Origin of the sequence: Plasticicumulans acidivorans (genome assembly GCF_003182095.1) — a bacterium.
Lineage (GTDB): Bacteria > Pseudomonadota > Gammaproteobacteria > Competibacterales > Competibacteraceae > Plasticicumulans > Plasticicumulans acidivorans.
Genome location: NZ_QGTJ01000006.1, coordinates 57,066 through 75,032, shown reverse-complemented (window position 1 = coordinate 75,032; position 17,967 = coordinate 57,066). Strand labels below are relative to the sequence as shown.

At 68.2% G+C, this 17,967-nt stretch carries 20 protein-coding genes; 12 read left to right on the top strand and 8 right to left on the bottom strand.

Annotated elements, in window-relative coordinates; genetic code table 11:
- Positions 1-57 precede the first annotated feature (57 nt).
- The gene (locus tag C7443_RS11380; protein ID WP_110018737.1) at positions 58-441 is read left to right on the top strand and encodes a NifB/NifX family molybdenum-iron cluster-binding protein; all 384 of its coding nucleotides are present in this window, start codon (positions 58-60) and stop codon (positions 439-441) included.
- A gap of 63 nt (positions 442-504) precedes the next feature.
- Here the strand turns inward: C7443_RS11380 and C7443_RS11375 are convergent, their stop codons facing one another.
- The gene (locus tag C7443_RS11375) at positions 505-918 is read right to left on the bottom strand and encodes an HIT domain-containing protein (protein ID WP_110018736.1); all 414 of its coding nucleotides are present in this window, start codon (positions 916-918) and stop codon (positions 505-507) included.
- 105 nt (positions 919-1,023) lie between these two features.
- On the opposite strand from C7443_RS11375, the gene purB reads away from it, so the two are divergent.
- Positions 1,024-2,394: an adenylosuccinate lyase gene (purB, locus tag C7443_RS11370; RefSeq protein ID WP_110018735.1), complete on the top strand. Its 1,371-nt coding sequence runs from the start codon at positions 1,024-1,026 to the stop codon at positions 2,392-2,394.
- Between the two features lie 63 nt (positions 2,395-2,457).
- Positions 2,458-3,630 carry a ribosomal protein uL16 3-hydroxylase gene (locus tag C7443_RS11365; protein ID WP_110018734.1) on the top strand — a complete coding sequence of 391 codons (1,173 nt, stop codon included), beginning with the start codon at positions 2,458-2,460 and terminating at the stop codon, positions 3,628-3,630.
- A gap of 66 nt (positions 3,631-3,696) precedes the next feature.
- Here C7443_RS11365 and C7443_RS11360 read toward each other — a convergent pair whose 3' ends face one another.
- Positions 3,697-3,918, bottom strand: a complete 222-nt coding sequence (locus C7443_RS11360; RefSeq protein WP_110018733.1) for a DUF2789 family protein — start codon at positions 3,916-3,918, stop codon at positions 3,697-3,699.
- Positions 3,919-4,055: 137 nt separating this feature from the next.
- Between C7443_RS11360 and pdxH the strand changes: the two genes are divergently transcribed.
- On the top strand, positions 4,056-4,697 hold the full coding sequence (gene pdxH / locus C7443_RS11355; RefSeq protein ID WP_110018732.1) for a pyridoxamine 5'-phosphate oxidase: 642 nt from the start codon (positions 4,056-4,058) through the stop codon (positions 4,695-4,697).
- 11 nt (positions 4,698-4,708) lie between these two features.
- Positions 4,709-5,989 (top strand): YhjD/YihY/BrkB family envelope integrity protein, encoded by a 1,281-nt coding sequence (locus tag C7443_RS11350; protein WP_110018731.1) that lies wholly within the window; start codon positions 4,709-4,711, stop codon positions 5,987-5,989.
- A gap of 17 nt (positions 5,990-6,006) precedes the next feature.
- On the opposite strand, the gene C7443_RS11345 is transcribed toward C7443_RS11350, so the two are convergent.
- On the bottom strand, positions 6,007-6,552 hold the full coding sequence (locus C7443_RS11345; protein WP_110018730.1) for a L,D-transpeptidase family protein: 546 nt from the start codon (positions 6,550-6,552) through the stop codon (positions 6,007-6,009).
- A gap of 162 nt (positions 6,553-6,714) precedes the next feature.
- Here C7443_RS11345 and dapC point away from each other — a divergent pair, with 162 nt between their 5' ends.
- The 3 genes from dapC to C7443_RS11330 are packed head-to-tail and all read left to right on the top strand — an operon-like array spanning position 6,715 to position 9,150.
- On the top strand, positions 6,715-7,914 hold the full coding sequence (dapC, locus tag C7443_RS11340; RefSeq protein WP_110018729.1) for a succinyldiaminopimelate transaminase: 1,200 nt from the start codon (positions 6,715-6,717) through the stop codon (positions 7,912-7,914).
- A gap of 56 nt (positions 7,915-7,970) precedes the next feature.
- Positions 7,971-8,789 (top strand): 2,3,4,5-tetrahydropyridine-2,6-dicarboxylate N-succinyltransferase, encoded by an 819-nt coding sequence (dapD, locus tag C7443_RS11335; protein ID WP_110018728.1) that lies wholly within the window; start codon positions 7,971-7,973, stop codon positions 8,787-8,789.
- A 13-nt stretch (positions 8,790-8,802) separates the two neighbouring features.
- Positions 8,803-9,150, top strand: coding sequence for an ArsC family reductase (locus C7443_RS11330; protein WP_110018727.1), 348 nt, complete (start codon positions 8,803-8,805; stop codon positions 9,148-9,150).
- A 2-nt stretch (positions 9,151-9,152) separates the two neighbouring features.
- Here the strand turns inward: C7443_RS11330 and C7443_RS11325 are convergent, their stop codons facing one another.
- The 4 genes from C7443_RS11325 to C7443_RS11310 all read right to left on the bottom strand — a co-directional run bounded on the left by C7443_RS11325 (position 9,153) and on the right by C7443_RS11310 (position 12,210).
- Positions 9,153-9,845, bottom strand: a complete 693-nt coding sequence (locus C7443_RS11325; protein ID WP_110018726.1) for an ABC transporter permease — start codon at positions 9,843-9,845, stop codon at positions 9,153-9,155.
- A gap of 3 nt (positions 9,846-9,848) precedes the next feature.
- Positions 9,849-10,541, bottom strand: a complete 693-nt coding sequence (locus C7443_RS11320; RefSeq protein WP_110018725.1) for an ABC transporter permease — start codon at positions 10,539-10,541, stop codon at positions 9,849-9,851.
- 63 nt (positions 10,542-10,604) lie between these two features.
- Entirely contained in the window at positions 10,605-11,387 is a 783-nt protein-coding gene (locus tag C7443_RS11315; RefSeq protein ID WP_110018724.1) for an ABC transporter substrate-binding protein, read from the bottom strand.
- Between the two features lie 43 nt (positions 11,388-11,430).
- On the bottom strand, positions 11,431-12,210 hold the full coding sequence (locus C7443_RS11310; RefSeq protein WP_110018723.1) for an ABC transporter ATP-binding protein: 780 nt from the start codon (positions 12,208-12,210) through the stop codon (positions 11,431-11,433).
- Between the two features lie 230 nt (positions 12,211-12,440).
- Between C7443_RS11310 and C7443_RS11305 the strand changes: the two genes are divergently transcribed.
- From C7443_RS11305 to astD, 4 genes are read left to right on the top strand one after another with little or no spacing between them, the layout of a single operon-like run.
- The gene (locus C7443_RS11305) at positions 12,441-13,673 is read left to right on the top strand and encodes an aspartate aminotransferase family protein (protein ID WP_110018722.1); all 1,233 of its coding nucleotides are present in this window, start codon (positions 12,441-12,443) and stop codon (positions 13,671-13,673) included.
- A gap of 1 nt (position 13,674) precedes the next feature.
- Positions 13,675-14,916 carry a hydrolase gene (locus C7443_RS11300; RefSeq protein WP_110018721.1) on the top strand — a complete coding sequence of 414 codons (1,242 nt, stop codon included), beginning with the start codon at positions 13,675-13,677 and terminating at the stop codon, positions 14,914-14,916.
- Positions 14,907-15,926: an arginine N-succinyltransferase gene (locus tag C7443_RS11295; protein WP_110018720.1), complete on the top strand. Its 1,020-nt coding sequence runs from the start codon at positions 14,907-14,909 to the stop codon at positions 15,924-15,926. The genes C7443_RS11300 and C7443_RS11295 overlap by 10 nt, the downstream gene beginning before the upstream one ends.
- Before the next feature lie 12 nt (positions 15,927-15,938).
- A complete protein-coding gene (gene astD, locus C7443_RS11290) occupies positions 15,939-17,414 on the top strand; it encodes a succinylglutamate-semialdehyde dehydrogenase (protein ID WP_110018719.1) in 1,476 nt (491 codons plus the stop codon).
- A gap of 97 nt (positions 17,415-17,511) precedes the next feature.
- On the opposite strand, the gene C7443_RS11285 is transcribed toward astD, so the two are convergent.
- On the bottom strand, positions 17,512-17,937 hold the full coding sequence (locus C7443_RS11285; protein ID WP_110018718.1) for a cupin domain-containing protein: 426 nt from the start codon (positions 17,935-17,937) through the stop codon (positions 17,512-17,514).
- Positions 17,938-17,967 lie beyond the last annotated feature (30 nt).

The following is a 17,967-nucleotide window of genomic DNA, read 5'->3' as shown; positions in this document are numbered from 1 at the left end:
TCACCGCAAGTCCGATATTCCACCGCGGTTTTGTCGCATTCATCACAAGGTGCCCCCATGCGCGTCGCCATCGCTACCGACCAGTTCCGCCAGATCAGCCTGCATGCCGGCCGCTCCCGTCACTGGCTGCTGTATGCCGACGGTACGGACGAGCCGATCCGCATCGAGCTCGCGCCGGAACAGATCTTTCATCTGCACCCCGAAGGGCCGCATCCGCTCGATGGCATCGAGCTGGCGATCGCCCGCCACTCCGGCGACGGCTTTCGCCGGCACATGGCGGAGCGCGGCATCTCGCTGCTGCTGACGCGCGAGCGCGATCCGCAGCAGGCGATCGTCGCCTACCGTGCCGGCCGCCTGCCGCCGCCGGCACCGCCGGGCCTGCTCGGCGTGTTCTGCAAGATCCACGACGCGCTGTTCTCGCGCCACGCGCGCGAGCACTGAGCGTGGGGACCAGCACCGCGGTCCCGTGATTTCCCTCTCGCGCCACGCGCGCGAGCACTGAGCTCAGCGCAGCAGCCCGCCCAGGCGCTCGCGCAGGGCGGCCAGCAGCGCGCTGCGCGCCGCCTCGTCCCAGGGCTCGGCCACGCCCTGCCCCCATACCGGCCCCGGCCACGCCGCATCGCCGGCACGGCGGGCGATGACGTGCACGTGCAGTTGCGGCACCAGATTGCCGAGCGCACCGACGTTGATTTTGTCGGCGCGGCTGACGGCTTCCAGCGCCTGTGAGCAGGCACTGATCTCCTCGATCAGCTGCGCGCGCTCTGCCGGTGGCAGCTGGTGGATTTCGCGCAGCCCGGCGCGCTCGGGGACGAGGATCAGCCAGGGATAGCGGGCGTCGTTCATCAGCTGCAGCCGGCACAGCGGCAGACGACCGACGGCCAGGGTATCGGCGGCAAGGCGGGGATGCAGTTCGAACACTGCGGCACACTCCTGAACACTCGGCAAGGGTCGCCAGCCTAGCGCCTGAACGGATGGTGTATCATCCCGCGCCCTTTCCGTTTCGACCTCCGTGGAGGGTTCCCGATGGAACTCAGCGCCCTCACCGCCGTGACGCCCGTCGACGGCCGCTATGCCGACAAGACCGCGTCGCTGCGGCCGATCTTCAGTGAGTACGGCCTGATCCGTCACCGTGTGCTGGTCGAGGTGCGCTGGCTGCAGCGGCTCAGCCGCCACCCGCAGATCGCGGAAGTGCCGGCGCTGAGCGAGCACGCCAACCATCGGCTGAATGCCATCGTCGATGAATTCAGCGTCGAGGACGCGCAGCGCGTCAAGAATATCGAGCGCACCACCAACCACGACGTCAAAGCGGTCGAGTATTTCATCAAGGAAAAGATCGCCGGCAATGAGGAACTCGCCGCGGTCAGCGAATTCGTGCACTTCGCCTGCACCTCCGAGGACATCAACAACCTGTCCTACGCGCTGATGCTGAAGACCGCGCGCGCGCAGGCGCTGCTGCCGCAGCTCGACGCGATCATCGACGCCCTGCGCGCGCTGGCCCACAACCATGCCGCGGTGCCGATGCTGTCGCGCACCCACGGCCAGCCGGCGACGCCGACCACGCTCGGCAAAGAGATGGCCAACGTCGTCTACCGCCTGCGCCGCAGCCGCGAGCAGATCGCCGGCGTCGACATGCTCGGCAAGATCAACGGCGCGGTCGGCAACTACAACGCGCACCTCAGCGCCTACCCCGACGTCGACTGGGAGGCCCACGCCCGCGCCTTCATCGAGGACGACCTCGGCCTGAACTGGAACCCCTACACCATCCAGATCGAGCCGCACGACTACATCGCCGAGCTCAGCGATGCCGTCGCCCGCGCCAACACCATCCTCATCGACTTCGCCCGCGACGTCTGGGGCTACATCTCGATCGGCTTCTTCAAGCAGAAGACCGTCGCCGGTGAGGTCGGCTCCTCGACGATGCCGCACAAGGTCAACCCGATCGACTTCGAGAACGCCGAGGGCAATTTCGGCATCGCCAACGCGCTGCTGACGCACTTCGCGCAGAAGCTGCCGGTGTCGCGCTGGCAGCGTGACCTGACCGACTCGACGGTGCTGCGCGCGCTCGGCACCGCCTTCGCTCATGCCCAGATCGGCTACGCCTCGCTGCTCAAGGGCGTCGGCAAGCTCGAAGTCAATTACGCGGCGCTCGCCGCCGACCTCGACGCCAACTGGGAAGTGCTCGCCGAGCCGATCCAGACGGTGATGCGCCGCTACGGCATCGAGCAGCCCTACGAAAAGCTCAAGGCCCTGACCCGCGGCCAGCGCGTCGATGCCGTGGCAATGCAGGCTTTCGTCGCCACGCTCGAACTGCCGCGCGAGGCGCGCGAGCGCCTGCTCGAACTGACGCCGGCGAGCTACATCGGCAACGCCGCCGAGCAGGCCCGCCGCATCTGAGCCACGGAACCCGCGCCCGCGCCGTCGGTCGCTCCTTCAGCCCCGCAGCCTCCCGGTGATGCCATGAACCAGCCCCTGCCCCTGCTCGGCGGCCTGACGGTCGCGCAGTTCCTGCGTGATTACTGGCAGAAAAAGCCGCTGCTGGTACGCCAGGCCGTGCCTGACTTCCGCTCGCCGATCTCCCCGGAGGAGCTGGCCGGCATGGCCTGCGAGGAAGACGTCGTCTCCCGCATCGTCATGGAGAAAGGCGGCCGGCGGCCCTGGGAGCTGCGCCGCGGGCCGTTCACCGAGGATGAATTCATCGAACTGCCAGAGACGCACTGGACGCTGCTGGTCTCCGACATCGAAAAGCAGGCGCCGGACCTCGCCGAGATCATCGAGCCGTTCCGCTTCATCCCCGACTGGCGCATCGATGACCTGATGGTCAGCTACGCGCCGAAGGACGGCTCGGTCGGGCCGCACGTCGACGACTACGACGTCTTCCTGCTGCAGGGACTCGGTCAGCGCCGCTGGCAGGTCAGCACGCAGCCGGTCGACCCCGACAACTTCCTGGCCGACGTCGAGCTGCGCATCATGGATGACTTCAGCGCCGAGTTCGACTGGGTGCTGGAGCCGGGCGACCTGCTCTATCTGCCGCCGCGCATGGCGCATTACGGCCTGGCGCTCGGGCCGTGCATGACCTACTCGATCGGCTTTCGCGCGCCGTCGCACAGCGATATGGTCGGGCGCTTCGTCGACTTCCTGATGGAAGACAGCGACCACGAAACCCGCTACCGCGACCCCGATCTGGCCGCGCAGGACAACCCCGGCGAGATCTCGTTCGACGCGCTCGACCGTATCAAAGATCTGATCCGCAGCCAGCTGCTGACCAGCGATGACATCATCGAAAGCTGGTTCGGCCGCTACATCACCGAACCCAAGCCGGGCTTCGTCGCCGAGCCCGAGGATGATCCCTACCAGGCCAAGGAGCTGCGCGAGTTCCTCCGGCAGGGTGGCCAGCTCGAACGCAACCCCGGTTCGCGCTTCGCCTACATCGATCACTCCGGCAATCTGACGCTGTTCGTCGACGGCCAGGAATTCGTCCTCGGCCCGCAGATCGCCGACTTCGCCCGCCTGCTCTGCCGCCGCCGCACCTTCGACGCCGCCACGCTGCGTCCGGTACTCGGCAACGAGTCGGCGATGGAGCTGCTGCTCGATCTGGTCAACGAAGGCTATCTGGTGATCTACGAAAGTTGAGGTGTAAGCCGCCGCCGGCCAGCCGGCGGCGGTCCGTCCCGGGCATCCCTGCCCGCCGGTCCACGCTCAATGCAGGCGCCGGTCGAGCTCGTCGACCATTTCGGCCCAGTCCGAATCGCCCTCGATCGATTCGCGCAGAAAGTCGGCCTGCGCCTGACTCCAGAACGGCGCCTGCCAGATATGCAGATCGGCCGCCAGCGGCCGGTGTTCGGCGACGAAGCGGTCGATATCGGTCTGCAGGCCCAGCTGCGTGAACAAGGTATCGAAGTTGTGCTGATTGGTATCCATCGTCGACTCCTCGGTACGTTGTGATCCAATCGGCGGCCGTCGGATCGATCCGTACGCCCCGCCTATCGACATAGACTAGGTAGGCTCCACGGAGTTTGCCCGGCTCCATCCTGCCGCCACTGCCCAAGGAGACTGCCGTGACGCTTTCACTGGCCGACCTTCGCCGCAATTACACCCGCGGCCAGCTCGACGTCACCGACGTCGATCCTGACCCGATCCGCCAGTTCGCCGTATGGTTCGAAGCCTGCGTCGCCAGCCAGGTGCCGGAACCGAACGCGATGACGGTGTCCACCGTCACCGCTGCCGGGCGCCCGGCCTCGCGCATCCTGCTGCTCAAGGGCGTCGACGCGCGCGGCTTTACCTTCTTCAGCAATTACCAGAGCGACAAGGCGCAGCAGCTGGCGGCGACGCCCTATGCCGCGCTCAATTTCTGGTGGATCGAGCTCGAACGCCAGGTGCGCATCGAAGGCCGCGTCGAAAAACTCAGCGAGGCCGAATCGGCCGAGTACTTCCACAGCCGCCCGCACGCCAGCCAGGTCGGCGCCTGGGCGTCCCATCAGAGCCGGGTGGTCGCCGACCGGGCGACGCTGGAACAACGCTTCGCCGCGCTGGCTGCCCGCTACGAAGGCGCCGAAGTGCCGAAGCCGCCGCACTGGGGCGGTTTTCGACTGATCCCCGACGGCATCGAGTTCTGGCAGGGCCGGCCGAGCCGGCTGCATGACCGCATCCGCTACCGCCTCGACGGCGGGCGCTGGATCATCGAACGTCTCGAACCCTGAGCGGCCGTCGCGTGGAGCTGCTGCAACGCTGTACCGATGCCCTCGCCGCGCGCGCCGGCGAGCCGGCGCCGCTGGCCCTGATCCGCCGCTTCGGCCGCGCACTGCTGGCGCTGAGCGGCGATCTGCTCAACGGCGAGCTGCTCGACCGCGCCGCCAGCCTGGCCTACACCACGCTGCTGTCACTGGTGCCGCTGCTGGCGGTCAGCTTCTCGGTGCTGCAGGCCTTCGGTGCGCACAACGCGCTCGAACCGCTGCTGCGCGATGCGCTGGTGCCGCTCGGCAGTCAGGGGGAAGAAGTCGCCACGCGCATCCTCGAATTCGTCGGCCGCATGCAGGTCGGCGTGCTCGGCTCCCTCGGCGTGCTGCTGCTGCTGTACACGGTGGTGTCGACGATCCACAAAATCGAGCTGGCGTTCAATTCGATCTGGGACATCCCGCGGCCGCGGACGATGGCGCGCCGGGTCGTCGACTACCTGTCGGTGACGCTGGTCGGGCCGGTGCTCGCCTTCTTCGCGATCGGCCTCAGCGATACCGCGCGCCGCACCCTGGCCAGCCTCTCCGGCACGTATTACACGCCGCTGGCGAGCGCCGGCGGCATGCTGCTCGCCTACGTGCCGCAGATGCTCGGTCTGGCGGCGTTCGTGTTCATCTATGCCTTTCTGCCAAATACGCGGGTACGCCTGCCCTCGGCGCTGATCGGCGGCCTCTTCGGCATGCTGCTGTGGACGGTCGCCGGCCGGCTGTTCGCCGCCCTGATGGCCGATTCCGGCAACTACCCGGCGATCTATTCGGGCTTTGCCGGCGCCGTGCTGTTCATCCTCTGGCTCAACGTCAGCTGGATCATCGTGCTCGCCGGCGCCGGCCTGTCACGCCACTGGCAGGCGCCGCGGCACGCGGCGCCCGGCACGGCCTTCGGCCCGGCGGCTCAGGAGGCACTCGCCTTCACGCTGATGACGGCCATCGCCGAGGCGCATCTGCACGGCCGCCCGGCACCGAACGACGCAGCCCTGGTGCAGGCGAGCGGTCTGCCGGCGAGCGCGGTCGACGCCGTGCTCGGCCGCCTGCAGGCGGCCGGTCTGATCTGTCCGATCGATACACTGGCCGGCGGCTGGCTGCCGGCGCGCGATGCCCACTCGCTGGCGCTGACGGCGATCCTCGATGCCGTGCGCGGTCCCGCAGGCGCAAGCGCGCACGCCGGTGCACTGATGGAGGAGCTCGATACTGCAGCCCGCAGCCGGCTCGACGGGCGCACGCTCGGCGAGCTGATCGCCGAGCCGCAGGCGCAACGCTGAGCGCCCGCCCGCAGTCCTCAGGGCACGATACGGATCGGCGTGCCGTCGCGCACCGAGCGCCAGATCTCGTCCATCTCCGTATTGGTGACGGCGATGCAGCCCTCGGTCCAGTCGATGTTGCGCATCCAGGTCGCGTTCGGCCGCTTGTTCGGCAGACCGTGGATCATGATCGCGCCGCCGGGCGAGCGACCGGCCTCGCGCGCATCGTAGTAGTCACTGCGGTGCGGGTAGGAAACATGCAGCGCCTTGTAATAGGCGCTGTTCGGCTTGCGCCAGTCGATGAAGTAGTCGCCTTCGGGCGTGCGGCCGTCACCTTCCTCAAGCTTGTCGCCGACCGGATTACGGCCCAGCGACACCTTGTAGCTCTTCAGCACGCGCCCGCCCTGCAGCAGGGACAAGCGGCGCTGGCCCTTTTCGACGAGGATCGCGTCGGCGCGACCCGGCGATACGGGAGCATCGACAATGGTCGGGGTTCTCGTCGACGAGGATTGCAGCGGGCTGCAGGCAGCGAGCAGGACAGCAAGCACGCTGGCGCCACCGAGCTGAAGGAGGTGTCGGGTCATTTGATGGTGCGGAGACGGAAAAGCAACGGCCTGTTGCAAGTGCGCACAATCTAGCATGCGCGCGACAGTTGTATGAACTGCGCAAATGCGCTAGGCGGGTGTGGCGGCGGCGGACGGCTCCGCTATACTCGCCGCCCCCGTCTCGCCGGCAGGATTCCCTGCATGAACCCCAACCTCGCGCTGCTGCAGCCGTATCCCTTCGAAAAGCTCGCCCGCCTGAAAGCCGGCATCGAACCACCGGCAGGGCTTGCACATATCGCGCTGTCGATCGGAGAACCGCAGCACCCGGCGCCGGCGCTGGTCGTCGAGGCGCTGAGCGCCAGTCTCGACAAACTATCGGCCTATCCGCTGACCAAAGGCACGCCGGCGCTGCGCACGGCGATCGCCGACTGGGCGACACGCCGCTACGCGCTGCCGGCCGGCGCGCTCGACCCGGAGCGCCACGTACTGCCGGTCGCCGGCAGCCGTGAAGCGCTGTTCGCCTTTGCCCAGGCCAGCATCGATACCAGCGCCGGCCGGCCGCTGGTGCTGATGCCGAACCCGTTCTACCAGATCTATGAAGGGGCGGCCCTGCTCGCCGGTGCCGAGCCGTATTTCCTCAACACACCGCCCGAGACCGGCTTCCTGCCCGACTATGCGGCGGTGCCGGGCGATGTCTGGGCACGCTGCCAGCTGCTCTACCTGTGCTCGCCGGGCAACCCCACCGGTGCGGTGACGCCGGCGGCAACGCTGGCACGGCTGATCGAGCTGGCCGACGAGTACGACTTCGTCCTCGCCGCCGACGAGTGCTACTCGGAAATCTATTTCGACGAGGCGCAGCCACCGGTCGGCCTGCTCGATGCCTGCGCCCGCCTCGGCCGCACCGATTTCCGCCGCTGCATCGTCTTCAACTCGCTGTCCAAGCGCTCGAACCTGCCGGGCCTGCGCTCGGGCTTCGTCGCCGGCGATGCCGAGCTGATCGCCGGCTTCCTCAAGTACCGCACCTATCACGGCTGCGCGCTGCCCGGCCACACACAGGCGGCGAGCACGGTCGCCTGGGGTGAAGAAACCCACGTCGTCGCCAACCGCGCGCTGTACCGTGAGAAATTCGATGCCGTGCTCGACGTGCTGGCGCCGGTTCTCGACGTGCAGAAGCCGGACGCCGGCTTTTTCCTGTGGCCGCGCGTGCCTGGTGACGACGCCGCCTTCGCCCGCCAGCTCTACGCGACGCACAACGTCACCGTGCTGCCCGGCAGCTTTCTGGCGCGCGACACCGCCGCCGGCAACCCCGGCTGCGGTCGCCTGCGCATCGCGCTGGTCGCGCCGCTCGCCGAGTGCATCGCCGCGGCACGGCGCATTCGCGCCTGCATCGAAACCCTGTGACGCTGGCCGCGCCAGCGCACATTCCGTCAACGCCACCGCGAGACCCGACTGACGTCATGAATGCCCTCCAGACCTTGATCGAAGACGCTTTCGAACACCGCGCCGACTTCAGCCCGGCCAGTCATCCCGCCGAGGTGCGCCAGGCGGTCGAGGAGGCTCTGGCCCTGCTCGAAAGCGGCAGCGCCCGCGTCGCGCAGAAGAACGGCACCGAATGGGTGGTCAACCAGTGGCTGAAGAAGGCCGTGCTGCTGTCCTTCCGGCTCAACGACAACCGCGTGATGGGCAACGGTCCGCTGCAGGCCTTCGACAAGGTCGATACCCGCTACGCCGGCTTCGATGACGCGCAGTTCCGCGCCAGCGGCACCCGCGTCGTGCCCGGCGCCGTGGTGCGCCGCGGCTGCTACGTGGCACCGAACGTGGTGCTGATGCCGTCCTTCGTCAACATCGGCGCCTACGTCGGTGAGGGCACGATGGTCGATACCTGGGCGACGGTCGGCTCCTGCGCGCAGATCGGCAGGAACGTGCACCTGTCCGGCGGCGTCGGTATCGGCGGCGTGCTCGAACCGCTGCAGGCCGGGCCGACGATCATCGAAGACAACTGCTTCATCGGCGCGCGCTCGGAAGTGGTCGAAGGCGTGGTCATCGAGGAAGGCGCGGTGCTGTCGATGGGCGTGTTCATCGGCCAGTCGACGAAGATCTACAACCGCCTGACCGGCGAGGTCAGCTACGGCCGCGTGCCGGCCGGCTCGGTGGTCGTCCCCGGTTCGCTGCCCTCGCCTGACGGCACCCACAGCCTGTACTGCGCCGTGATCATCAAGCAGGTCGACGAGAAGACCCGCGGCAAGGTCGGCCTCAACGAACTGCTGCGCGACTGACGGCCGGCCCGCCATGCTCGTCGTCCACGGCATTGCCAACTGCGACACCATCCGCCGCTGCCGGCGCTGGCTCGACGAGCACGGCATCGCCTACCGCTTCCACGACCTGCGCAAGGACGGCCTGCCGCCTGAGCTGCTCGACGGCTGGATCGCCGCGCTCGGCTGGGAGGCGCTGCTCAACACTCGCGGCACCACCTGGCGCAAGCTGACGCCGTCACAGCGCGACGGCATCGATGCCGCCGGCGCCCGCACGCTGATGCTGGAGCAGCCGAGCCTGATCCGCCGCCCCGTGCTCGATGCCGGCGGCCGCTTGCGCGTCGGCTTCGAGGCCGACAGCCTCGCCGACTGGATCGCGGGCTGAGTTCAGCCCTCGCGCGGACGCAGGTGGGCGAACCAGCGCCGTTCGAGCAGGCGGAAACCGCCGACCAGCACGAAGGTGATCGCCATGTACAGCAGGCCGGCGGTCAGGAACGCCTCGAACGGCAGGTAGTAGCGCGAGTTGATGATGCGCGCCGCGCCGGTGAGATCGACCAGCGTGATGATCGAGGCGATCGACGAGCCCTGCAGCATGAAGATCACCTCGTTGCCGTAGGCCGGCAGCGCACGGCGCAGCGCGCTCGGCAGCACGATCCGCCGCAGCATCAGCAGCGTGCTCATGCCGCAGGCACGCGCCGCCTCGATCTCGCCGTGCGGCATCGTCGCCACCGCGCCGCGGATGATCTCCACGGTATAGGCGCCGGTGTTGAGCGTGAATGAAATCAGCGCGCACCAGTAGGCCTCCTTCAGCACCGGCCAGAAGATGCTCTGCTGCACCGCCTCGAACTGACCGAGGCCGTAGTAGATCAGGAACATCTGCACCAGCAGCGGCGTGCCGCGAAAGCAGTAGCTGTAGATGCCGATCGGCACGCGCACCCACAGCGGGCCGTAGACGGCGAGCACGCCGAGCGGCACGGCGAGCGTCAGGCCGAGCGCGAGGCAGCCGCTAACCAGTTCCAGAGTCAGCCGCAGGCCGCCGAGATAAAGATCGAAGTTCTGCCAGATCGCCGAGAAGTCCATCGCCTACTCCTCCCGGCGCACGAAGCCGGCGCTGTAACGACGTTCCGCCCAGCGCAGCAGCAGGACCGATACCGAGGTGAAGGCGAGAAAGCCCAGCGCGACGACGAAATAAAACGTGAACGGCATGCGCGTCGCACCGGCGGCGAGCGAAGCCTTGCGCATCATGTCGTCGAGGCCGATCACCGACACCAGCGCCGTGGTTTTCAGCAGCACCAGCCAGTTGTTGCCGAAGCCGGGCAGCGCGTAGCGCACCATCTGCGGCAGCAGGATGCGGCGAAACACCTGCCAGCCGTTCATGCCGTAGGCATAACCGGCCTCCAGCTGCCCTTTGGGCACGGCGAGGATCGCGCCGCGGAAGGTTTCGGTCATGTAGGCGCCGAAGATCAGGCCGATGGTCATCACACCGGCGACGAAGGGATCGATGTCGATGTAGTCCCAGCCGAGCGCGTCGGTGATGCGGTTCACCAGCATCTGCCCGCCGAAGAAGATCAGCAGCATCAGCACCAGATCGGGCATGCCGCGCATCAGCGTGGTGTACACCGTTGCCAGCGCACGCAGCCCCCGGAGCGGAGCGAGTTTCGCCGCGGCACCGGCGAGGCCGAGCACGACGGCCAGCAGCAGGGAGGCGAGCGCGACGGCGAGCGTCAGCCAGGCGCCCTCCAGCACCGAGGCGCCATAGCCATGAAGATCGAACATCGGAGCGGAATCCTCAGGTGGTCACCGCGACGGCGGCGACCGCCGCCGCGGCACGCGGGGCGACTACTTGCGGATGTAGGCGTCGAAATCCGGGTACTTCGCGGCGATTTCCTTGTACTTGCCGTTGGCCACCAGCTCCGCCAGGGCCTTGTTGAATTTCTCCGTCAGGTCCTTGTCTTCCTTGCGGATCGCGGCGCCGATACCCTCGCCGAACCATTTTTCGTCGCTGAACTGCGGGCCGACGAATTCATAATCCTGGCCCTCCGGCTTGGAGAGGAAGGCATCGCGGCTGACGATGATGTCGGCGATGTAGCCATCGAGGCGGCCGGCGGTCAGGTCGAGATAGACCTCGTCCTGGGTCGCGTAGCGCTTGATGTCGGCGACGCTGCCGAAGTTGTCGGTGAGGAACTTGTCGGAGACCGTCTCGCGCTGCACGCCGATGGTCTTGCCCTTGAGGCCTTCGGCACTGATCACCAGCCCCGAGCCCTTCTTGGCGACGAACTGCGCCGGCATGCGGTAGTACCAGTCGGAGAAGTCGACCTGCTGCTTGCGCTCGTCGGTGATCGACATCGAGGCCATGATCATGTCGAACTTCTTCGCCTTCAGCGCCGGGATCATGCCGTCCCAGTCCTGCTTGACCAGCGTGCACTTGGCCTTCATCTGTTCGCACAGCGCGTTGGCGAGATCGATCTCGAAGCCGGCCAGCTTGCCGTCGGCATCGACGAGGTTGAACGGAGGATAGGCACCCTCGGTGGCGATGCGGATTTTCTTCCAGTCCTTGGCCTCGGCGATGCCGACACTCATTGCCAGCACACCGGCAATCACGCTCAGGACGATCTTCTTCATGCTGTCTGCCTCTCGGTTCAGCGGGTGAAACGACAAGCGTCCGTCAGCCCTTCAGCTTGCCGGACAGGAACTGGCGAAAGCGCTCCGAACGCGGATTGGCGAACACCTCGCCGGGAGTGCCTTCTTCTTCGATCCGTCCCTGGTGCAGAAAGACGACCCGGGAGGAGACTTCGCGCGCGAAGCCCATCTCATGGGTGACGACGATCATCGTGCGGCCTTCATCGGCCAGCACCTGCATGACTTTGAGCACTTCGCCGACCAGCTCCGGGTCGAGCGCGGAGGTCGGCTCATCGAACAGAATGGCATCGGGCTCCATCGCCAGCGCCCGCGCGATCGCCGCACGCTGCTGCTGACCGCCCGACAGATGTGCCGGATAGTAGTCCTTGCGTGCGTGCAGACCGACTTTCTCCAGCAGCGCCTCGGCGCGCTCGACGGCCTCGCGCCGCGGCAGCTTGAGCACATGGATCGGCGCCTCGATCAGATTGTCGAGCACCGTCATGTGCGCCCACAGGTTGAAGTTCTGAAACACCATCGCCAGCTTGGCGCGCACCCGCGTCAGCTGCCGGCGATCCGCCGACACCAGCTGGCCGGTGGGATCGCGGCGCAGCTTCAACTCTTCGCCGCGCACGCGGATACTGCCCGCGGTGGGGCTCTCCAGCAGGTTGACGCAGCGCAGGAAGGTACTCTTGCCGGAACCGGAGGAGCCGAGAATGGAGATCACGTCACCGACGTTCGCGCTCAACGACACGCCTTTGAGCACTTCGAGCTGACCAAAGGTCTTGTGCAGGTCTTTCACGTCGAGCGCCGGCGCCGGGATGTTCATCGTCGATTACATCTCTTCAGGTTGTGCTGTTTGTGGTGAGCGGCTGTGCGCCGCGCCGGCCATGCTTTTTGAGCATAACACCCGCTGCGCGCGGCTCCGGCCGGCCGCTTCGTACCCGAAACTTGACATCCGCCAGCGACTCGCCTGCTGTTCAGCCTCATTGCAACAAGCCTAGGCTTTCATCATCGGGCATCCGCCCTGAACCGCCCCCGTTTTCGAGGTGACTACGCATGATCCGTCCGCCTTCCGCCGCCAGTGCCGCCCTGATCGAGGCCGGGCGGCGCTACTACGTCCCCAACTACGCCCAGCGCGAAATGATCCTCGACCATGGCGAGGGCTCGCGCCTGTGGGATATCGACGGCAACGAGTACATCGACCTCGGCGCCGGCATCGCCGTGAGCTGCCTCGGCCATCAGGACCCCGAGCTGGTCGCCGCGCTCAACGCCCAGGCGCACAAGCTCTGGCACACCAGCAACGTCTACTTCACCGAGCCGGCGATCCGTCTCGCCGAAGAGCTGGTCAACGCCTCGGGTTTCGCGGCGCGGGCGTTCTTCTGCAATTCCGGTGCCGAAGCCAATGAGGCGATGATCAAACTCGCCCGCCGCTACGCCACCCAGCACCTCGCCCCCGAGCAGCGGGAAATCCTGACTTTTCAGGGATCTTTCCACGGTCGCACGCTGGCGACGGTGACCGCGACGGCGCAGCCGAAATACCAGGAGGGCTTCGAGCCGCTGCCCGGCGGCTTCAAGTACGGCCCGTTCAATGACGTCGCCGGCGCCTGCGCGATGATCGACGAACGCACCTGTGCGGTGCTCGTCGAACCCGTTCAGGGCGAAGGCGGCATCATGCCGGCCGATCCGGGCTTTCTCGCCGCGCTGCGTGAAGCCTGCGACCGCGTCGGCGCGCTGCTGCTGTTCGACGAGGTACAGACCGGCGTCGGCCGCACCGGCAGGCTGTTCGCCCACCAGTGGGACGGCGTACTCCCGGATGCGATGTCGATGGCCAAGGCGCTCGGCGGCGGCATGCCGATCGGCGCGATGCTGTGCGCGCCGAAGACCGCCGGCGTGCTCACCGTCGGCAGCCACGGCTCGACCTACGGCGGCAACCCGCTCGCCTGCGCCGTCGCCCGCGTCATCCTGCGCCGCATCAACCGCCCGCAGATGCTGGAAGCGATCGAGCGTCAGGGCGCCCGCCTGCGGGCCGGCCTGGAGGCGCTCAACGCCCGCCACGGCGTATTCGCCGAGGTGCGCGGCCGCGGCCTGATGATCGGTGCCGAACTGTGCGGCGCCTGGGCCGGACGTGCCGGCGAGCTGACCGAGCAGGCCCGCCTCGACGGCCTGCTGGTGCTGCAGGCCGGGCCGAACGTGCTGCGTTTCGTGCCGCCGCTCAACATCAGCGACGCCGAGCTCGACGAAGGCCTCAAGCGCCTGAACATCACCTTCGACCGGCTGCTGGACGCCTGAGATGGACCCGCACGCTCCGCTGCTGGCACAGCTCGCCGCGCGCCGTGACGAAATGCTCGGCGAGGTGCGCGCCTGGTCGGCGGTCAATTCCGGCAGCCGCCACCTCGCCGGCCTGCACCGCATGAGCGAGGAGCTGGCCTCGGCATTCGCCGAGCTGGCGCCGGTCGAGCGCATCGAGCTGTCGCCGCAGCTGAGCATCGACAGCCACGGCCAGCCACAGCAGCAGGCGCTCGGCGTGCTGCTGCGCCTGCGCAAGCGCTCCGAAGCGCCGTGGCAGGTGCTGCTGGTCGGCCATTACGACACGGTGTTCGGCGTCGATCATCCGTTCCAGGAACCGCGCTGGAATGCCGACGGCACGCTCAACGGCCCCGGCGTCGCCGATCTCAAGGGCGGCCTGGTGGTGATGCTGCACGCGCTGCGCGCGCTCGAAGCCAGCCCGCAGCGTGAGCAGGTCGGCTGGACCGTGCTGCTCAACCCGGACGAGGAGATCGGCTCGCCGGGCTCGGCCGCCCACATCGCCGCCGCCGCCCGCGAGCATCACCTCGGCCTGGTGTTCGAGCCGGCGCTCGCCGACGGCACGCTGGCCGGTGCGCGCAAGGGCAGCGGCAATTTCACGCTGGTGGTCCGCGGGCGCACGGCGCATGCCGGGCGCAATCCGCAGGAAGGCCGCAATGCCGTGCTCGCCGCCGCACGGCTGGCAACGCAGCTGGCCGATCTCGGCGGCGGCCGCGCCGGCGTCACCGTCAATCCGGCGGCGATCGACGGCGGCAGCGCGGTCAACGTCGTGCCGGACCTGGCGATCCTGCGCTTCAACGTGCGCGTCGGCAGCGTCGAGGAGCAGCACTGGTTCGAAGGCGAATGCGCGCGCATCGTCGACGCGGTGGCGGCGCATGACGAGGTCAGCATCGAGCGTCACGGCGGCTTCAGCCGGCCGCCGAAGACACTCGACGCCCGCCAGCTCGCGCTCTACCAGCTGGTGCGCGACTGCGGCACGCAGCTCGGCCTCGAACTGCACTGGCAGCCGACCGGCGGCTGCTGCGATGGCAACAATCTGGCGGCCGCCGGCCTGCCCAACGTCGACACGCTCGGCGTGCGCGGCGGTGCGATCCATTCCGACCGCGAATTCCTCGTCGTCGACAGCCTGGTCGAACGCGCCCGGCTCAGCGCACTGCTGCTGCTGCGCCTGGCCGCCGGCGAGATCGACCCGTCGAGCTTCCAGCGCCCGGAGGTGCCATGCTGCTGATCCGCCCGATCCGCATGGAAGATGCACCGGCCTTCCTCGCGCTGTGCGAAGCGGCCGGCCCCGGCATGACCAGCCTGCCGACCGACACCGCCCGCGTCGAACAGAAGATCGCCACCTCGCTGGAAAGCTTTGCCAAGCACGTCAGCGAACCCGGCGAGGAGTACTACCTGTTCGTGCTCGAAGACACCGACTCCGGGCGCATCGCCGGCACCTGCGCGCTGCTCGCCGCGGTCGGCCTGAGCCGGCCGTTCTATTCCTACAAGATCGTGCAGTTCGCCCACACCTCGCTCGAACTCGGCCATTTCGAGGAAGTCGACGCGCTGATGATGGTCAACGAGTACCGCGGCGCCGCCGAGGTCGCCAGCCTGTTCCTGCTGCCGGAATTCCGCCGCGACCATGCCGGCAAGTTCCTCTCGCGCAGCCGTTTCCTGTTCCTCGCCCAGTTCGGCGAGCGCTTCGCCGACCTGGTGATGGCGGAGATGCGCGGCGTGCACGACGAGCAGGGCCGCTCGCCGTTCTGGGAAGGGCTCGGCCGGCACTTCTTCGACATGGAATTCATCAATGCCGACCGCCTGTCCTCGCTCGGCAAATACCAGTTCATCGCCGACCTGATGCCGAAGTTCCCGGTCTACATCCGCCTGCTGCCGCAGGACGCGCAGGCGGTAGTCGGCGAGCCGCACCCGCACACCCGCCCGGCCTACGAGCTATTACTGCGCGAGGGCTTTCGCTTCGAAGGCTGCGTCGACGTCTTCGACGCCGGGCCGACGCTGCACTGCCCGCGGGCCGACATCCGCGGCGTGCGCAAGTCGCGCGTCGCCGAGCTGGCCTGGGTGGTCGACCGCGTGCCGCCGGGGCCGCGGCAGATGGTGGCCAACACCTGGCTCGATCGCTACCGCGCACTGGCCGCGCCGCTGATGCAGACCGACGACGGCCGCATCATCATCGGCGCCGAGGCCGCCGAGGCGCTCGGCGTGGAGCCCGGCGACAGCGTGCGCTTCACCGAACTCTGAGGAGGCCCCGACATGAGCCACATCATCGGCGGCGACGAAATCACCGGCAGCGGCGCGTTCTTCCACTCCGAGAACCCGGCCAGCGGCGAACGACTGTGGAGCGGCTGCGCGGCGACCGCACTCGAAGTCGATGCCGCGGTGCTCGCTGCCCGCCACGCCTTCACCGACTGGTCGACGCGCGAGGTCGACGAACGTGCCCACGTGCTGCGCACCTTCGAAGGCGAGCTGAAGCTGCGCGCGCCGGAACTGGCCGCGGCGATCAGCGCCGAGACCGGCAAACCGCGCTGGGAGGCCGCCACCGAAGTGCAGGCGATGGCCGGCAAGATCGCGCTGTCGATCGCCGCCTACGCCGAGCGCAGCGGTAGCCGCACGGGCGAGGTCAACGGCATCCGCTCGCGGCTGCGCCACCGTCCGCACGGCGTGCTGGCGGTGTTCGGCCCGTACAACTTCCCCGGTCACCTGCCCAACGGCCACATCGTGCCGGCGCTGCTCGCCGGCAACACCGTGGTGTTCAAGCCGAGCGAGCTGACGCCGTGGGTCGCCGAACTGACGCTCGACGCCTGGATCGGCGCCGGCCTGCCCGACGGCGTCATCAATCTGCTGCAGGGCGGCCGCGACACCGGCGCTGCACTGGCCGCGCACGCCGGCATCGACGGCCTGTGCTTCACCGGCAGCCACGCCACCGGCCAGTGGCTGCACCGTCTGTTCGCCGGCCAGACCGGCAAGCTGCTGGCGCTCGAACTCGGCGGCAACAATCCGCTGCTGGTCGACGCTGAAGCGATCACCGATCTCGACGCCGCGGCCTGGCATGTCGTGCAGTCGGCGTACCTCAGCGCCGGCCAGCGCTGCACCTGCGCGCGCCGGCTGATCGTGGCGCAGGGCGCAGCCGGCGATGCCTTCATCGCCCGCCTGCTGAGCTGGATCGACGGCATCCGCGTCGCCGCCGCCAGCGCCGAGCCTGAGCCGTTCATGGGGCCGGTGATCGACAACCGCGCCGCTGACGGCCTGCTCGCCTTCCAGCAGCGCCTGAGCGATGCCGGCGGCCGCGTCCTGCGCCAGATGCGCCGCCTCGAAGCCGAGCGTCCGCTGCTCACGCCGGGGCTGATCGACGTCAGCCACGCCAGCGACGTCCCCGACGAGGAAGCCTTCGGCCCGCTGCTGCAGCTGATCCGCGTGCGTGACTTCAGCGCCGCGATTCACATGGCCAACCGCACGCGCTTCGGCCTCGCCGCCGGCCTGCTCAGTGACGACGCGACGCACTGGGCGCAGTTCCAGCGCGAAATCCGCGCCGGCATCGTCAACTGGAACCGTCCGACCACCGGCGCCGCCAGCGCCGCGCCCTTCGGTGGCATCGGCGACAGCGGCAACCTGCGCCCCAGCGCCTACTACGCCGCCGACTACTGCGCCTGGCCGATGGCCTCGCTGGAAGCCGACCGGGTGGAGCGGCCGGCGGCGGCCGGCATCGGTCTGCAGGTGCCGGCCCGCTGAGCGCTGCGGCAGTTTTTCTCCTCACCAGCGCTACACCGCTCGGCACCACGTCACGGCCGACCTGCCCATGGCCGACCGCGACGCCCGCCCGCGGCCTTTACTGCGGTGCGGCCGGCCGCAGGCCGTAACGCGACATCACCGCCAGCAGTGCCGCCTTGTCGGGCGGACCACCGGCGTTGACGACGGCGGCAATGTCCCTGAAGTACTGAGCGCCGATGTCCGGTGACAAGGCGATCAGCGCTTTCGCCGGCTCGGTGAACGGGTTGGCGAAGGCATGCACGACACCCTTCGGCGTATGCATGCTCTGCCCCGCGGCAAGGTCGCGGGTTTCGTCACCGACCGTGTAGCGCAGCGTGCCCTGCAGCACGTACACGCATTCCTCATTGTTCGAATGGCTGTGCGGCGGCGGCACGTTCGAAGCGGGCGGCACGCTGAGTTCGAACAGCCCCATGCTCGCTGTCGCCACCCCGTCGATGAGGTAGTCGATGCTCAGTTGACCGACACGAATCTGCGCGGAATCCATCGGACACCTCCTGACCAGTGGCGGCAGGCA

Coding starts and splice junctions, on each gene's coding strand:
- C7443_RS11380 (WP_110018737.1), top strand. CDS start 58: ATGCGCGTCGCCATCGCTACCGACCAGTTCCGCCAGATCAGCCTGCAT.
- purB (WP_110018735.1), top strand. CDS start 1,024: ATGGAACTCAGCGCCCTCACCGCCGTGACGCCCGTCGACGGCCGCTAT.
- C7443_RS11365 (WP_110018734.1), top strand. CDS start 2,458: ATGAACCAGCCCCTGCCCCTGCTCGGCGGCCTGACGGTCGCGCAGTTC.
- C7443_RS11360 (WP_110018733.1), bottom strand. CDS start 3,918: ATGGATACCAATCAGCACAACTTCGATACCTTGTTCACGCAGCTGGGC.
- C7443_RS11345 (WP_110018730.1), bottom strand. CDS start 6,552: ATGACCCGACACCTCCTTCAGCTCGGTGGCGCCAGCGTGCTTGCTGTC.
- dapC (WP_110018729.1), top strand. CDS start 6,715: ATGAACCCCAACCTCGCGCTGCTGCAGCCGTATCCCTTCGAAAAGCTC.
- dapD (WP_110018728.1), top strand. CDS start 7,971: ATGAATGCCCTCCAGACCTTGATCGAAGACGCTTTCGAACACCGCGCC.
- C7443_RS11330 (WP_110018727.1), top strand. CDS start 8,803: ATGCTCGTCGTCCACGGCATTGCCAACTGCGACACCATCCGCCGCTGC.
- C7443_RS11325 (WP_110018726.1), bottom strand. CDS start 9,845: ATGGACTTCTCGGCGATCTGGCAGAACTTCGATCTTTATCTCGGCGGC.
- C7443_RS11320 (WP_110018725.1), bottom strand. CDS start 10,541: ATGTTCGATCTTCATGGCTATGGCGCCTCGGTGCTGGAGGGCGCCTGG.
- C7443_RS11315 (WP_110018724.1), bottom strand. CDS start 11,387: ATGAAGAAGATCGTCCTGAGCGTGATTGCCGGTGTGCTGGCAATGAGT.
- C7443_RS11310 (WP_110018723.1), bottom strand. CDS start 12,210: ATGAACATCCCGGCGCCGGCGCTCGACGTGAAAGACCTGCACAAGACC.
- C7443_RS11305 (WP_110018722.1), top strand. CDS start 12,441: ATGATCCGTCCGCCTTCCGCCGCCAGTGCCGCCCTGATCGAGGCCGGG.
- C7443_RS11300 (WP_110018721.1), top strand. CDS start 13,675: ATGGACCCGCACGCTCCGCTGCTGGCACAGCTCGCCGCGCGCCGTGAC.
- C7443_RS11295 (WP_110018720.1), top strand. CDS start 14,907: ATGCTGCTGATCCGCCCGATCCGCATGGAAGATGCACCGGCCTTCCTC.
- astD (WP_110018719.1), top strand. CDS start 15,939: ATGAGCCACATCATCGGCGGCGACGAAATCACCGGCAGCGGCGCGTTC.
- C7443_RS11285 (WP_110018718.1), bottom strand. CDS start 17,937: ATGGATTCCGCGCAGATTCGTGTCGGTCAACTGAGCATCGACTACCTC.